Origin of the sequence: Pseudomonas agarici (assembly GCF_001543125.1) — a bacterium.
Taxonomy (GTDB): domain Bacteria; phylum Pseudomonadota; class Gammaproteobacteria; order Pseudomonadales; family Pseudomonadaceae; genus Aquipseudomonas; species Aquipseudomonas agarici.
Window position 1 is genome coordinate 3,486,453 of record NZ_CP014135.1, and the last position, 14,007, is coordinate 3,500,459.

Annotated in this window: 10 protein-coding genes; 6 read left to right on the forward strand and 4 right to left on the reverse strand. The window is 61.4% G+C overall.

Annotation, left to right across the window (positions count from 1 at the left end):
- Nucleotides 1-155: 155 nt before the first annotated feature.
- The 4 genes from AWM79_RS15220 to AWM79_RS15235 all read right to left on the reverse strand — a co-directional run bounded on the left by AWM79_RS15220 (nucleotide 156) and on the right by AWM79_RS15235 (nucleotide 7,187).
- Nucleotides 156-1,442 carry an OprD family porin gene (locus tag AWM79_RS15220; RefSeq protein ID WP_060783176.1) on the reverse strand — a complete coding sequence of 429 codons (1,287 nt, stop codon included), beginning with the start codon at nucleotides 1,440-1,442 and terminating at the stop codon, nucleotides 156-158.
- 822 nt (nucleotides 1,443-2,264) lie between these two features.
- On the reverse strand, nucleotides 2,265-2,465 hold the full coding sequence (locus AWM79_RS15225) for a hypothetical protein (RefSeq protein ID WP_017132523.1): 201 nt from the start codon (nucleotides 2,463-2,465) through the stop codon (nucleotides 2,265-2,267).
- A 246-nt stretch (nucleotides 2,466-2,711) separates the two neighbouring features.
- Entirely contained in the window at nucleotides 2,712-3,818 is a 1,107-nt protein-coding gene (gene aguA, locus AWM79_RS15230; RefSeq protein ID WP_017132524.1) for an agmatine deiminase, read from the reverse strand.
- 456 nt (nucleotides 3,819-4,274) lie between these two features.
- Nucleotides 4,275-7,187 (reverse strand): aminotransferase, encoded by a 2,913-nt coding sequence (locus AWM79_RS15235; RefSeq protein ID WP_017132525.1) that lies wholly within the window; start codon nucleotides 7,185-7,187, stop codon nucleotides 4,275-4,277.
- 185 nt (nucleotides 7,188-7,372) lie between these two features.
- Between AWM79_RS15235 and rfbB the strand changes: the two genes are divergently transcribed.
- From rfbB to AWM79_RS15265, 6 genes are read left to right on the forward strand one after another with little or no spacing between them, the layout of a single operon-like run.
- Nucleotides 7,373-8,455, forward strand: coding sequence for a dTDP-glucose 4,6-dehydratase (rfbB, locus tag AWM79_RS15240; protein WP_017132526.1), 1,083 nt, complete (start codon nucleotides 7,373-7,375; stop codon nucleotides 8,453-8,455).
- A complete protein-coding gene (gene rfbA, locus AWM79_RS15245) occupies nucleotides 8,452-9,327 on the forward strand; it encodes a glucose-1-phosphate thymidylyltransferase RfbA (RefSeq protein WP_060783177.1) in 876 nt (291 codons plus the stop codon). The genes rfbB and rfbA overlap by 4 nt, the downstream gene beginning before the upstream one ends.
- Nucleotides 9,324-9,869: a dTDP-4-dehydrorhamnose 3,5-epimerase gene (rfbC, locus tag AWM79_RS15250; RefSeq protein WP_017132528.1), complete on the forward strand. Its 546-nt coding sequence runs from the start codon at nucleotides 9,324-9,326 to the stop codon at nucleotides 9,867-9,869. Before rfbA ends, rfbC begins: the two co-directional genes overlap by 4 nt.
- Nucleotides 9,866-10,750 (forward strand): dTDP-4-dehydrorhamnose reductase, encoded by an 885-nt coding sequence (gene rfbD, locus AWM79_RS15255; RefSeq protein WP_017132529.1) that lies wholly within the window; start codon nucleotides 9,866-9,868, stop codon nucleotides 10,748-10,750. Before rfbC ends, rfbD begins: the two co-directional genes overlap by 4 nt.
- A 37-nt stretch (nucleotides 10,751-10,787) precedes the next feature.
- Nucleotides 10,788-12,602 carry a sensor histidine kinase gene (locus tag AWM79_RS15260; RefSeq protein WP_060783178.1) on the forward strand — a complete coding sequence of 605 codons (1,815 nt, stop codon included), beginning with the start codon at nucleotides 10,788-10,790 and terminating at the stop codon, nucleotides 12,600-12,602.
- Entirely contained in the window at nucleotides 12,599-13,990 is a 1,392-nt protein-coding gene (locus AWM79_RS15265) for a sigma-54-dependent transcriptional regulator (RefSeq protein ID WP_060783179.1), read from the forward strand. The genes AWM79_RS15260 and AWM79_RS15265 overlap by 4 nt, the downstream gene beginning before the upstream one ends.
- Nucleotides 13,991-14,007: the final 17 nt, after the last annotated feature.

Below are 14,007 nucleotides of genomic sequence, written 5' to 3' on the forward strand. Positions count from 1 at the left end.
TCCTTCTAGATGGCATTAGGCCACTATTCCGGCGCGATCATAGAGGGACCCTTTACTGGCGTCAATTAGAGGTATCTATTTATCTCTCACTGATACGGTCACATCGGGGCAACTGTTCAGACTGGCATCAACTGGCTACAGCGTCGTCGCACCCATCAGAACACGTTGATCGGGTAGTTGATGTGCACACGCACTTCGTTACCGCTGATGTTGTACTCGCTGGATTTCTCCGACACACGCAGGATCGAGCTACGCACCTTCACACTCAGTCCCTTGGCAGCGCCACTCTGGACCACGTATTTGATCTGGTTGAAGATTTCGCGCTCGGTACCGCCCGTGCTGGTGGAGGTGGTGATGTTGTCACCCCGTATATACGCCACGTTGTAGCTCAGGCCAGGCACGCCGAAAGCGCCAAAATCCAGACCATAACCCAACTGCCAGGAACGCTCGTCGGAGGCGTTGAAGTCGGACCAGTAAGAGTTGGACAGGTAGATGGTGTTGCCACCATCGCCGACACGCCCCTGGCCACGCAGGTAGCCGCCATACGGGTAGCCCAGCAAGCTGTCGCCGGTGCTGCGCTGATGGGCGACGGTGAAGGAATGAGCACCCAGGACGTAGGTGGCCGCCAGGCTCCAGATCTTGTTGTCTTGGCCGCCGGCATTGGCCTTGGCTGCATAATCCTTATCCAGCTCGGTGCGGTAGCCGTTGAAGTCCAGGCTCAGGGACTGATCCTGGCTCACCGGGACCACATAGTTCAGGTTCACGTACTGCTTTTTCATCACGTCTTCGAAGTCGGTGCCGTACAGCGCGGCCTTGAAGTTGTCGGTGAATTGATAGCTGGCGCCCAGCACATTGAGGCTTTTCAGGCCACCGCTGTCACGCCCTTCATCGCTCTTGCGCGATGCTTCGGTGAAGTGACCGGCGTTGAGCTCCAACCCCTTGATCTCCTTGGAGGTAATCAACGTGCCGGTGTAGCTTTCCGGCAGCAGGCGGGAGTCGTCGAAGTTCAGCACCGGCAGGGACGGCATTTGATCGCCGTAGGTCAACACGGTGTCGGACACCCGGAATTTCACCGCGGCGCCGCCCTTGGCGATATCACGGACCGGGTCGCCTTTGTTGTCCTGGGCGAAGAAGTCGATGCCTTGGGCACCGGTTTCGCCACGCCCGCCGTCCAGGCGCAGGGCATACAGGCCGAAAGCATCGACGCCGACGCCGACGGTGCCCTGGGTAAAGCCGGATTTGAAGGTGCCGATAACCCCCTGGCCCCACTCGATCTTGTCCTGGTTATGGCGTTTGTAGTCACGGTTCATATAGGCGTTACGCAGCAGAATGCTCAGATGGCTGTCTTCGACAATGCCCTTGGCTTCCGATTGCTCGCTAGCCATGGCCTGAGTAGCACTGAGGATGCCCAGTGCGAGCAGACTGATCCGTTTGTTCAACATACTATTATTTTCCTTATTACTGGATGATACGCCCTGCGACTTCGAGCTGAACCTGTGTATGTGAGTGGCTTCAAGCAGAAACAAAAAGGCCCGCTGCAGGGGTGTGCAGCGGGCCTTTTATGTATTTTATTATATGGCTTATAGCCACAGGCGTGACGCGAATCGTATCTGCGACACAACTAAAGTGTCAATTTCATGAATCCCAGGCAATTAGACAAAAGCTCTTCGCCAACCTCAAAAAAAGATATATCAGCCAACGTCATAGTCGACTCGCAACGGTGCCCTCCAGTATTCGGTGCACACGACCCTCCAGGCTGCGGACCGCTCCCGCCGTGGTGATTGCCGGGATGCGGGCTGATTCGCGGAGCCGTATAACAGGCCAGGTGGGCGCTTATGTAGCCATCAAGATATATTGAAAAAAGCTCAACACGCAGGTAATTGCGCAGCTTTTTTAATAGTGACTAAGCGTAAATTTTCCCGCCTTTCTCGATACACGCTCGACGTGACACACCGCAATCGCGCCGATACCGACCTTGGGCTATCCGCGACGACGGCCTGCATACGCACGCCCCAGCGGTCACCGACACCTAGTGGCCTGTGTGGTGAGTTCTATTAGTCAATTTCGGCGCCACAAGCCCCTGGCCGGCGTTGCTGCTCCTAGCCATAGCCCAGCTATGACTCGTCACAGCGCCTTGGCCATGGACGTGTGACATCCGGACTTGAGCTAACGAGCTCACCGTACAGGCCACCAGGGTTTCTGAAACGGATAAAAAATACCGCCGCCAGGATCGCTCCGGGCAGCGGTATTTTTTCTTTAGTCCTTTAACCCTGCAAAACCCCTAGCAGGGCTTCCAGTTCAGCTTCGCTGAACAGTCCTTCGGGATAGCGGTCGATAATAATGCGACAAGGTTCCTGACCTCGGGTGGTAGGCGTTCCATCGCTTTTCAACCACTGGGCCAGAACTTGAAGCGACTCGCTCGTCACCGACAGGGGATGCGAAACTCGCTCGCTGGCTACGTTCATATCGACGCTCTCCTGGTTCATGAACGGCTAACTTACTCAAGGTTTATGACAGAACGTCGCAATCTAAAAGACGCTTCGCTCATAGAGAAAGCTGATACAAGAGTTATGCCAAAATGCCAGCTTTGTCGACCGCGCCACGGAAAAAAACCCGCACCCCACAAGGGCCGCGGGCTAGGTGAAGAAACATTCGCCAATGATGCAAAAATGCCATCACTGGCGAAATAACACTATTTGTTACAGCTCCACTCACTCCTGGTACGTTGCAGGCTGTTGTTGTGTAAGGCAATGGATATTCCCACCGCCCAGTAACAACTCCCGACCTGGCACCATCACCACTTCGTGCTGCGGGAAGAGATCCTGCAAGAGGTCCCTGGCAATGCTATCCAACGGATCGTCGAAGCTGGGCACGATAATCCCACCGTTGACGATCAGGAAGTTCACGTAGGAGCCAGCCAGGCGCACCGAAGGATTGCGCTCCTGGCTGCCGGCAACGGCATCCACCCCAGCGCACTCTTGCGCGGTGGCGTACAGCGGGCCGGGAATCGGCATCTTGTGCACCACGAACTGGCGGCCCTTGGCATCCACACTGTTCTCCAAGACCCGCAAGGCGACCTGGCAACGCTGATAGTTGGGGTTTTGCGGATCGTCGGTCCAGGCCAGCAGTACTTCGCCCGGACGCACGTAGCAACAGAAGTTATCCACATGGCCATCGGTCTCGTCGTTGAACAGGCCGTCCGGCAGCCAGATCACCTTGTCCACCGCCAAGTGCTCGCACAGAACCTGTTCAATCTCCTCGCGGGTCAAGTGTGGGTTGCGATTGCGATTGAGCAGGCATTCCTCAGTGGTGAGCAGCGTGCCTTCACCGTCGACATGGATCGAGCCGCCTTCGAGCACGAAACCTTCGGGGCGATATGCCTGACAGCGCTCAAGGTCGAGGATCTTGCCGCCGACCTGTTCGTCGCGGTTCCACGGCGCGTACAGGCCACCGTCGAAGCCACCCCAGGCATTGAAGCCCCAGTGTACGCCGCGGATTTCGCCCTGGTTGTTGATGACGAAAGTCGGCCCACTGTCGCGCACCCAGGCGTCGTCGCTGGACATTTCCACCACGCGGATATTCGGCACGTCCAAGTGCGCCCGGGCATTTTCATACTGGCCCGCGGAAACCGCGACCGTTACCGGTTCGAACCGGGCGATGGCCTTGGCCACTTCGGCATGCGCCGCCTGTGCCGGCTTGCCGCCCAGGCGCCAATTGTCGGGGCGCTCGGGCCAGATCATCCAGACCTGGGTCTGGGGCGCCCATTCGGCGGGCATATGAAAGCCGTCGGCGCGTGGGGTGCTGCGCAAGATAGTCATAGAATTCGGGACTCCAGGGAACCGTCAAGAGTTTTCAAGGCGCTGAGAGGTTCGGACGGCGGTCGTGACAAGTGTATGTAGGAACAACAAGAGACTTTATAGGCGATAAAAATCGACTTTTAAAGTTAAAAAACAAAGAGCCGATGCACATGGCGATAATTTTACCGATAAGAATCGATACTTTTGAGGATGACACCCTTGCGCACGCCACCCAGTCAAGGCGGCCGTTACCTGTTCCGCGCCCCGAGAACCCTAGTGGCCTGTACGGTGAGTTCGTTAGCTCAAGTTCGGACTCCATAAGTCCCTGGCCAAGGCGCTGTGACGAGTCATAGCCGGGCTATGGCGAGGAACAGCAACGCAGGCCAGGGGTTTATGGCGCCGAAATGGACTCATAGAACTCACCACACGGGCCACTAGACAACAGCCAGGAGCCGTTCCGTTTGCAGGCGATGCTTTCTACAACCCTTCGTCCAGCACCTTCGACAGCATATCGACAAAAAAGTCCACGCTCCGACGCGTGGTGCACATCGGCGGCTTGATCTTGAGGATGTTCAAGTAATCGCCCGTGGGCTGCATGAAGATCCCGAGTTCCCGGAGCCGGTCGCATAGCAACGCGGTTTCTTCGGTCGCCGGCTCCAGCGTTTGGCGATTACGGATCAGTTCGGCGCCCAGGTAAAAACCCGAGCCGTGCACCGCGCCCATCAACGGATGCCGATCGATCAGGGCCTCCAGACGTTCCTTGAAGTAGCCACCGACGACCCGGGCGTTTTCCCAGAGCTTTTCCTCGGCCATCACTTCCAGCACCGCGATGCCGATACGACAACTGACCGGACTACCACCCGAGGAGGAGAAGAAATAGCCTTCGGCCTCCAGCGCCTCGGCGATCTCCCGCCGGGTAATCACCGCGCCCAGCGGCTGGCCGTTACCCATGCCCTTGGCCATGGTGATGATGTCCGGCACCACGCCCTGTTCCTCGAAACCCCAGAAGAACCTGCCCATGCGCCCGTAGCCCACCTGCACTTCATCGGCGATACACACACCACCCCGAGCCCGCACCAGTGCATACACCTGCTGCAAGTAACCCGGCGGCAAGGAAATCCCGCCGGCATTGCCATACACCGGCTCGCAGATAAAGCCGGCCAGTTGGCGATTTTCTTCGGCCAGCTTCGCCAACTGGTGCTCGACACTGCGCACATAGTCCGGCGCGCTGGCGCTGCCACGGAAGGCACCGCGATAGGTGTTGGGCGCAGTGACGGGGTGCACCCAGTCCGGGCGACTGTCGAGGGCTTTGGGGTTGTCGGCGATCGAGGTGGACACCGCATCGGCCGCCACCGACCAGCCATGATAGGCCTCCAGCACGCTGAGCATGTCGCGCCCGCCGCTGTAGGCCCAAGCCAGGCGGATCGCCAGGTCGTTGGCCTCGGTGCCGCTGTTGACCAGGAACACCCGGTCCATGGAGTCCGGCGCCAGGGCCAGCAGCCGCTCGGAGAGCTCGGTGACGGCAGCGTAATGAAACCGCGAGTTGGTGTTAAGCCGCGACCACTGTTGCGCCGCCTCGGCGGCCATCCGTGGATGACCATGGCCGAGCACTGCGACATTGTTGAGCATGTCCAGGTAGGAGCGGCCCTGCATATCGATCAGGTGATTGCGCCAGCCACGCTCGATCTGCGGTGGGTCGACGTAATAGTGCTTCTGCGTGCGAGCAAAACTGGCGGCGCGACGGGCCAGCAGGTCGCTCGCATCCGCTGCCGGTTCGGCGTCGCAAGCCAGACCCAACAATGTCGCCGGCGACGGGCACAGGGCCTGCCAGGCGGCGGCGCGCGAAGGCGTGCAGAACAACGGCGGATCGAGTTCGGCATGTCGACACAACTGCACCCGTAGCACGCCGCCGGACTCACCCAGCACTTGCCCCTTGACCACCGCGGCGCCGAATTCCAGGGACGCCTTTACGCCCCAGAGCCGCAGGCTCAGGGGTTTGCCCACCAACTGCACGCCGCCTTCGCCGAGAGCGTGCAAGGTCCCGGCAAAGGGTGACGCCACGACGGTGCCCGCCGGGACCTGCACGTCGACGTGCAACGGGCAGGTATCAGGTTCCACCGCGCTGTCCGGCCGGGTGCGAGACAAACGGTATTGCCCGTAGCGGCTGGCTGCCAGGCCATTGGCCGCCGCCGCTTCGGCCAGCAGGCGCCGGTCTATACCGTCCTGTTCCCAATTGCCCGCCGCGAAATGTGGGCTGAGCACGCCCAGGTCGACCAGCGCAAACGCCTGTCCCGCCAGCCCCGGCAGCAAGGACGCAAAGCCTTCGCCGCCGATTGCCTCCAGAGGTTGCCCGAGCGCCGTGAGAATCGCCGCTTCCATCAGTTCGGCGGGCACCGAGGTCGCCACCTCGAAGATTTCCCACTCGTGGGCCAGGTTGTCACGGCTGTAGCGGTTGGCCGGATCGATACTGACCTGCTGTTCGCCGCTGAGCACCAGCACCGCGGCGCGCTTCACGATCAGCGGCCACAGGGCCAGCAGCTCCTCGCGTAGCAAGGGATTGACCGCGTGATAGGCTCGGATCGCCGCCAAAATCACCCAGGGATCATCTTCGGCGTGGTGCAGCAAGGCCGCGCAGGTCACCGACAGCTCGGCAATGCGCCAGGTACGGACCAGGTCGCCGAAATCGATAACGCCCTGCAACTGCCAGCGTCGTTGTCCATCACGGCGCCACACCACGTTGTCGTCGGTGATATCCAGGTGAACGGCTTGCACCGGCAGTTTGTCCAGCAACGGTTGCAGGCGCCGCCCGGCCTTGGCGACCGCCTCACGAATGACCGCCTGCTGCAACGGGTCCTTGATCACCGGCAACAGGTGGTCGATCAGCGCACTGGCGTGGCGGGCATCCCATTGCAGGCTACGTTCCAGGCCCGGATGCCGGAAGTCCGCCAGGGCGCGGTCGATTTCCCCGCACAGGCGACCGAGGCCGATCACCAGGTCGCGGCTCAGGTACTTGAGGCGGGTCAGCGGCTGGCCTTCGATATACTCCAGCAAACGCACATGCAGCCGCTGCCCGTCGAGTTCGAGGGACAGCAGGTCCTCGCCGTTGTTCGCCGCAATCACTCGCGGCACCCGCAGGCCATCGCGACCGCCGAGGTACGCCAACCCGGCATGCTGGGCCTGCAACTCGACGATGGGGTAGTCGCCGTGGCAGATTTTCAGGACGAATCGACCTTTGGCACTGTCGACCCGGTAGTTGAGGTCCTGTTGGCTGCCCAACGCCTGCAAGGTTGCACAGAGTCCGTAATGTTCCTCAAGTAGTTGCAGCGCCCACGCCATCGGGACAGACGGGCTTGGCAGACTGGCGCGACGGATCAACGTGGCGGGCAACATGTAACGATTCCCTGAAATTCTTATTGACTGTCTATATCGCCATTGCTGTCGTCAATACGCAAGCAAGAAGTAAAGTAGGCGGGACCGGCATCGATACAAGAGCAATCGTACTTGCACCGCCGAGCGCCTACCCACAAGCTATGCAGCATTAATTGAATGTCTGTCTAAGGAAAAGGCATCCCGACATGCGTATTCTAGTCACCGGCGGTGCCGGTTTTATTGGCTCTGCCCTGATCCGACACCTGATCCGCAACACCGAACACGAAGTCCTCAACCTCGACAAACTGACCTATGCCGGTAACCTCGAATCGCTGAGCGGCATCGCGACCGATACCCGCTACGAGTTCGTCCAGGCCGATATCGTCGATCAGGCGACCGTCAGCGCCATCCTGGCGCGCTTCGAGCCCCACGCGATCATGCACCTGGCTGCCGAATCCCATGTAGACCGTTCCATCGACGGCCCGTCGGATTTTATCCAAACCAATATCGTCGGCACCTACAGCCTCCTGGAAGCCGCTCGCGGCTACTGGTCGAAGCTCGCCACGCCAGCAAAAAATGCCTTCCGCTTCCACCATATCTCCACCGACGAAGTGTATGGCGACTTACATGGCGTCGACGATCTGTTCAGCGAGACCACCCCGTATGCCCCCAGCTCGCCGTATTCCGCGAGCAAGGCTGCGTCCGACCACCTGGTTCGCGCCTGGCACCGTACCTATGGTCTGCCGGTGCTGTTGACCAATTGCTCGAACAACTACGGTCCGTTCCACTTCCCGGAAAAACTGATCCCGCTGGTGATCCTCAATGCCCTGGCCGGCAAGCCCCTGCCGGTGTACGGCGACGGCCTGCAGGTACGCGACTGGCTGTTCGTCGAGGACCATGCCCGCGCGCTATGCAAGGTGGTGACCGACGGCGTGGTGGGCGAGACCTACAACATCGGCGGCCATAACGAGCAGAAGAATATCGACGTAGTCCGTGGCATCTGTGCCCTGTTGGAGGAGCTGGCCCCGGCGCGTCCGGTCGGGGTCGAGCGGTTCAGCGACCTGATCACTTTCGTCAAGGATCGCCCAGGCCACGACCTGCGCTACGCCATCGACGCCAGCAAGATCGAGCGTGAGCTGGGCTGGACACCTGAAGAAACCTTCGCAAGCGGTCTGCGCAAGACCGTCCAATGGTATCTGGCCAACCTGCAATGGTGCCGTCGGGTCCAGGACGGCAGCTACCAAGGCGAACGCCTGGGCGCCCTCGATCACAAGGAATTGTTGGCATGATGAAAGGTATTGTCCTGGCCGGCGGTTCCGGCACCCGCCTGCATCCGATCACTCTCGGAGTCTCCAAGCAACTCTTGCCGATCTACGACAAGCCGATGATCTACTACCCGATTTCGGTGCTGATGCTCGCCGGCATTCGCGAGATCCTGGTGATTTCCACCCCGCAGGACTTGCCGCAATACCGCAACCTGCTGGGCGATGGTAGCCAGTTCGGCGTGCGCTTCAACTACGCCGAGCAGCCGTCTCCAGATGGCCTGGCCCAGGCGTTCCTGATCGGCGAGGCGTTTATTGGCGATGATCCGGTGTGCCTGATCCTCGGCGACAACATCTTCCACGGGCAGTCTTTCAGCAGCCAACTGAAAAACGCCGCCAAACAGCCCAAGGGCGCAACGGTCTTCGGCTACTGGGTCAAAGACCCGGAACGCTTCGGTGTGATCGACTTCGACAGCGAAGGTCGCGCACTGTCCATCGAAGAGAAGCCCGCCCAGCCGAAATCCAGCTATGCGGTGACCGGCCTGTATTTCTACGACAACGACGTGATCGAGATCGCCAAGGCGGTCAAGCCATCGCCACGCGGTGAACTGGAAATCACCGACGTCAACAATGCTTACCTCAAACGTGGCGATCTTCACGTCGAGCGTTTCGGTCGTGGCTTTGCCTGGCTCGATACTGGTACCCATGACAGCTTGCTGGAAGCCTCGCAGTACGTGCAGACCATCGAACACCGCCAGGGACTGAAAGTCGCCTGCCTGGAGGAAATTGCCTACCAGAATGGCTGGATCGATCGTGATCACCTGCTTGAGCGCGCCCGCTATTTCGGCAAGACCGGCTACGGCCAGTACCTGTTCACCCTCGCACGAGAGCAACGATGAAGGCGACACCGACACGCCTGCCAGAGGTGCTGATCCTTGAGCCCAAGGTGTTTGGCGATGAGCGCGGCTTTTTTTACGAAAGTTTCAATGCCCGAGCCTTCCAAGCGGCCACCGGGTTGGACCTGGACTTCGTTCAGGACAACCATTCGCGCTCGCAGAAAGGTGTACTGCGCGGCCTGCACTATCAGTTGGAAAACACCCAGGGCAAGCTCGTGCGCGTCATCAGCGGCGAAGTCCTCGACGTGGCCGTGGATATCCGGCGCAGCTCGGCGCATTTCGGCCAATGGGTCGGCATACGCCTGTCAGCCGAAAATAATCGCCAGTTGTGGATACCCGAAGGCTTCGCCCATGGCTTCGTGGTGCTCAGCGACTACGCCGAGTTCCTCTACAAGACCACCGACTACTACACCCCCAGCGCCGAGCGTTGCATCCGTTGGGACGATCCGACCCTGGCCATCGATTGGGAATTCGAAGGGATTGTGCAACTTTCGGCCAAGGATCAGCACGGCAAATCCCTGCACGAGGCCGACCTGTTCGAATGAACCCATCTCCCCTGAAAATCCTTATCAGTGGCCAGCATGGCCAAGTCTCCCGAGAGTTGCAAAAGCGCTTGGGCGATCTGGGTCAGCTAATAGTGGCGGGACGCGACCAGCTCGACCTGGCGCACCCGGAGCAGATCCGCCGACAAGTCCGCACTCACCGCCCCGACCTGATCATCAACGCCGCCGCCCATACCGCCGTCGACCTGGCGGAGTCCGAGCCGGAGCTGGCCTTCGCGATCAACGCTAGCGCCCCCGGCATCCTGGCCGAGGAAGCCGCCGACCTGGGCATTCCGCTGATTCACTACTCCACCGACTATGTGTTCGACGGCAACAAGGCCGAACCCTATACCGAAGACGATGTGCCCCAGCCACTGAGCGTCTACGGCAAAAGCAAGCTGGCCGGCGAGCGGGCCATCGCCACGGCCCACGACCGGCACCTGATCCTGCGCACCAGTTGGGTCTACTCCAGCCACGGACGCAACTTCCTGCTGACCATGCAGCGGCTGCTACAGGAGAAACCGCAACTGCGCATCGTCGCCGACCAGGTAGGCGCGCCGACCTGGGCCGGAACCATCGCCAACAGCACACGCGCCCTGATCGAGCGCTGGCAGGCCGGCCAGGCTGGGGCCTGGGGCACTTACCACCTGACCGCCAGCGGCGAAACCTCATGGTTCGGCTTTGCCCAGGCCATCGGCGAGCACTTGCAGGCCTTGAACAAACCTTGCGCAGTCCTTGAGGCCATCCCATCGAGTGCCTACCCGACACCCGCTCCCCGCCCGCTGAACTCGCGCCTCGACTGCAGCCGCCTGCTGCGCCAATGGCAAGTGAGCCAGCCAGATTGGCATAGCGCATTACGCGAGTGTCTTGCGGAGCAGGGCTGAGACATAATGCGTCGGATTCCAACGGCGCAGTTTCTCGATGATCACGACCTCTCCCATTCCCCGCAGACCCCGCTGGCGCAGCCTGGCCCTGCTGTTCCTATGCCTGGCGCCCCTGCTGTGGCCGCTGGAACACCTCGCCGAGCGGTATTACCGTGGCGAGCTGGAGGGCCAGAATCGCCAGACCCTCGACCTCTATGTAGCCAACCTGCTGGGTACCCTGCATCGCTACGAAGTCCTGCCGCAGATCCTCGGTGACCTGCCTGCCCTGCATGAGGCCCTCGCCGAACCGGAACAGGGCCGACATGTGGAAAGCGCCAACAGCCTGCTGCGCGATATCTGCCGCCAGACCGGCGCCGAAGTCATGTATTTGATGGACACCCATGGCAAGACCCTGGCCGCCTCCAACTGGGACAAACACGACAGCTTCGTCGGGCGCAATTTTGCCTTCCGCCCCTACTTCAGCGAAGCCATGGCCGGTCGCCTGGGTCGCTTCTTCGGCCTCGGCACCACCTCGGGCAAGCGCGGCTACTTCTTTGCCGCCGCCGTTCGCGATGGCGAAAAAATCATCGGTGTACTGGTGGCCAAGGTCGACCTGGACCACACTGAAAGCCTCTGGGGCAACACCCCCGAGCAACTGCTGGTGACCGACCATAACGATGTGGTGATCCTCACCTCACGGCCGGAATGGCGCTTTCGCGCGAGCCGTAATCTGAGCAATACGGAACGCGAGGCCATCACCGTCATCCAGCCCTACCCGACGCGCAATCCGCAGCCGCTGGATATCGATCCCAAGGCGTGGCTGACCCAGACCCGGCAGATCGAGGAAACCGGCTGGAGCGTCAGCATCCTCGCGCCGCGCACCCTGATCGACCGCCCAGTACGGACCGTCGTCGCGATCGGTGGCGCCGCCCTACTGGTGCTGATGCTCCTGCTGGGCCTGATAATGCAACGTCGGCGCCACTACCTGGAGCGGATCGCCTTCGAGGCCAAGGCTCGTCGTGAACTGGAAATGCGCGTGGCCGAACGGACCAGCGACCTGGAAGGACTCAACTGTCGGCTCAAACTGGAAGTGCTGGAACGTGAACATGCCCAGCAGGAACTGGTCCGGGCTCAGGACGACCTGGTCCAGGCCGGCAAGCTGTCGGCCCTGGGCACCATGTCAGCGAGCATCAGCCACGAACTCAACCAGCCGCTGGCGGCGATCCGCAGCTATGCGGAAAACGCCGAAGTACTGCTCGACCATGAACGGACCGACGAGGCTCGCGGTAACCTCAAGCTGATCAGCGAACTGACCGGACGCATGGCCTCGATCGTTGCCCATCTGCGCGCCTTTGCCCGCCGCGACCGGCATGCTCCGGAAAGCGTGGCCCTGCAACCGGCGCTCGATGACGCTTTGGCGCTGCTGGCCAAGCGTCGACGGGCCATGGAGGTCGAGTTGATCCGCGACCTGCCGGCGGCGGCCCTGTGGGTCGAAGCCGGTGAAACCCGCCTGCGCCAGGTGCTCGGCAACTTGCTGGCGAACGCCCTCGATGCCCTGACCGAAAAAGGCCCGCCGCGCAAACTCTGGCTCAATGCCCAATCGTCGCCGGAAGGTGTGACCCTGACCCTTCGCGACAACGGCCCGGGCTTCTGTCTCGAAGCCCTGGACCGCGCCGTCGAGCCATTCTATACCACCAAGACCCGCACCCAGGGCCTCGGCCTCGGCCTGGCGATCTGTGACGCTCTGATGCGCGCCTTCGGCGGCGAACTGCTGTTCGCCAACCACCGTGAAGGCGGCGCCCTGATTACGCTGCGGCTGCGCGCCGGTTCGCCCGGCGTCAGCCGGCAGCCTGCCGAGGACTCGATGATATGAATATCGACCACCAGCTCCAGGTGATACTGATCGACGACGATCCCCACCTGCGCCTGGCCCTGAGCCAGACGCTCGACCTCGCCGGCCTGAAGATCCTGCCGCTGGCCGAGGCCCAAGGTCTGGCGGGACGTATCGAAAGAGACTGGCCGGGGGTGATCGTCAGCGATATTCGCATGCCGGGCATGGATGGCCTGGAGCTGTTGAACGAACTGCATGCCCTGGACCCAGAACTGCCGGTGCTGCTGATCACCGGTCACGGTGACGTGCCTCTCGCCGTCCAGGCCATGCGCGCCGGCGCCTATGATTTCCTCGAGAAACCTTTCGCCAGCGACGCCCTACTCGACAGCGTGCGCCGCGCCCTGGCCCTGCGGCGTCTGGTGCTGGACAACCGCAGTCTGCGCCTGGCGCTGAGCGATCGCCAGCAACTCAGCGCGCGTCTGGTAGGCCAATCGCCGCAGATGCTGCGCCTGCGTGAACAGATCGGTGCCCTGGCGGCCACCAAGGCCGACGTGCTGATCCTCGGTGAAACCGGGGCCGGCAAGGAGGTGGTGGCCCGTGCCCTGCACGATCTGTCGAACCGTCGCACCGGCCCGTTCGTGGCCATCAATGCCGGCGCCCTGGCCGAGTCGGTGGTGGAAAGCGAACTGTTCGGCCACGAGCCCGGCGCGTTTACCGGCGCGCAGAAGCGCCGTATTGGCAAGTTTGAATTCGCCAACGGCGGCACCCTGTTCCTCGATGAAATCGAAAGCATGAGCCTGGATGTCCAAGTCAAGCTGCTGCGCTTGTTGCAAGAGCGGGTGGTCGAGCGCCTGGGCGGCAACCAGCAGATCCCGTTGGATATCCGCATCATCGCCGCGACCAAGGAAGACCTGCTCCAATCCGCCGACCAAGGCCGTTTCCGAGCCGACTTGTACTACCGGTTGAATGTCGCGCCGCTGCGGATTCCGCCCCTGCGCGAACGCGGCGAGGATGCGCTCATCCTGTTCCAGCATTTTGCCGACGAAGCCAGTCGCCGCCATGGCCTGGCGCCCCGCAGCCTGCAACCGACGCAACGGGCGCTGTTGCTACGCCACACCTGGCCGGGCAATGTGCGAGAACTGCAGAACGCCGCCGAACGCTTCGCCCTCGGCCTGGAACTGGCGCTGGACAACAACCTCTCGGAAACTCTCGACAGCAACATCGTCGGCGTGATCCCCGGCGGTCTCAGCGAACAGGTCGAACGCTTCGAGAAGTCGCTGATCGCCACCGAGCTGGCGCGTTCACACAACTCCTTGCGCAGCCTGGCCGAAGCCCTGGGTATCCCGCGAAAGACGCTGCACGACAAGCTGCGCAAACACGGGCTGAGCTTCGACAGCGCCAGCCACGGCGCCAGCGACGAACTCGAATGAATCCCCCCACAGAGGTC

What these genes read in the sequence shown, in the direction of transcription:
- aguA (WP_017132524.1), bottom strand. Translation starts at nt 3,818, where the DNA reads ATGACTATCTTGCGCAGCACCCCACGCGCCGACGGCTTTCATATGCCC.
- rfbA (WP_060783177.1), top strand. Translation starts at nt 8,452, where the DNA reads ATGATGAAAGGTATTGTCCTGGCCGGCGGTTCCGGCACCCGCCTGCAT.
- rfbD (WP_017132529.1), top strand. Translation starts at nt 9,866, where the DNA reads ATGAACCCATCTCCCCTGAAAATCCTTATCAGTGGCCAGCATGGCCAA.
- rfbC (WP_017132528.1), top strand. Translation starts at nt 9,324, where the DNA reads ATGAAGGCGACACCGACACGCCTGCCAGAGGTGCTGATCCTTGAGCCC.
- rfbB (WP_017132526.1), top strand. Translation starts at nt 7,373, where the DNA reads ATGCGTATTCTAGTCACCGGCGGTGCCGGTTTTATTGGCTCTGCCCTG.
- AWM79_RS15220 (WP_060783176.1), bottom strand. Translation starts at nt 1,442, where the DNA reads ATGTTGAACAAACGGATCAGTCTGCTCGCACTGGGCATCCTCAGTGCT.
- AWM79_RS15235 (WP_017132525.1), bottom strand. Translation starts at nt 7,187, where the DNA reads ATGTTGCCCGCCACGTTGATCCGTCGCGCCAGTCTGCCAAGCCCGTCT.
- AWM79_RS15225 (WP_017132523.1), bottom strand. Translation starts at nt 2,465, where the DNA reads ATGAACGTAGCCAGCGAGCGAGTTTCGCATCCCCTGTCGGTGACGAGC.
- AWM79_RS15260 (WP_060783178.1), top strand. Translation starts at nt 10,788, where the DNA reads ATGATCACGACCTCTCCCATTCCCCGCAGACCCCGCTGGCGCAGCCTG.
- AWM79_RS15265 (WP_060783179.1), top strand. Translation starts at nt 12,599, where the DNA reads ATGAATATCGACCACCAGCTCCAGGTGATACTGATCGACGACGATCCC.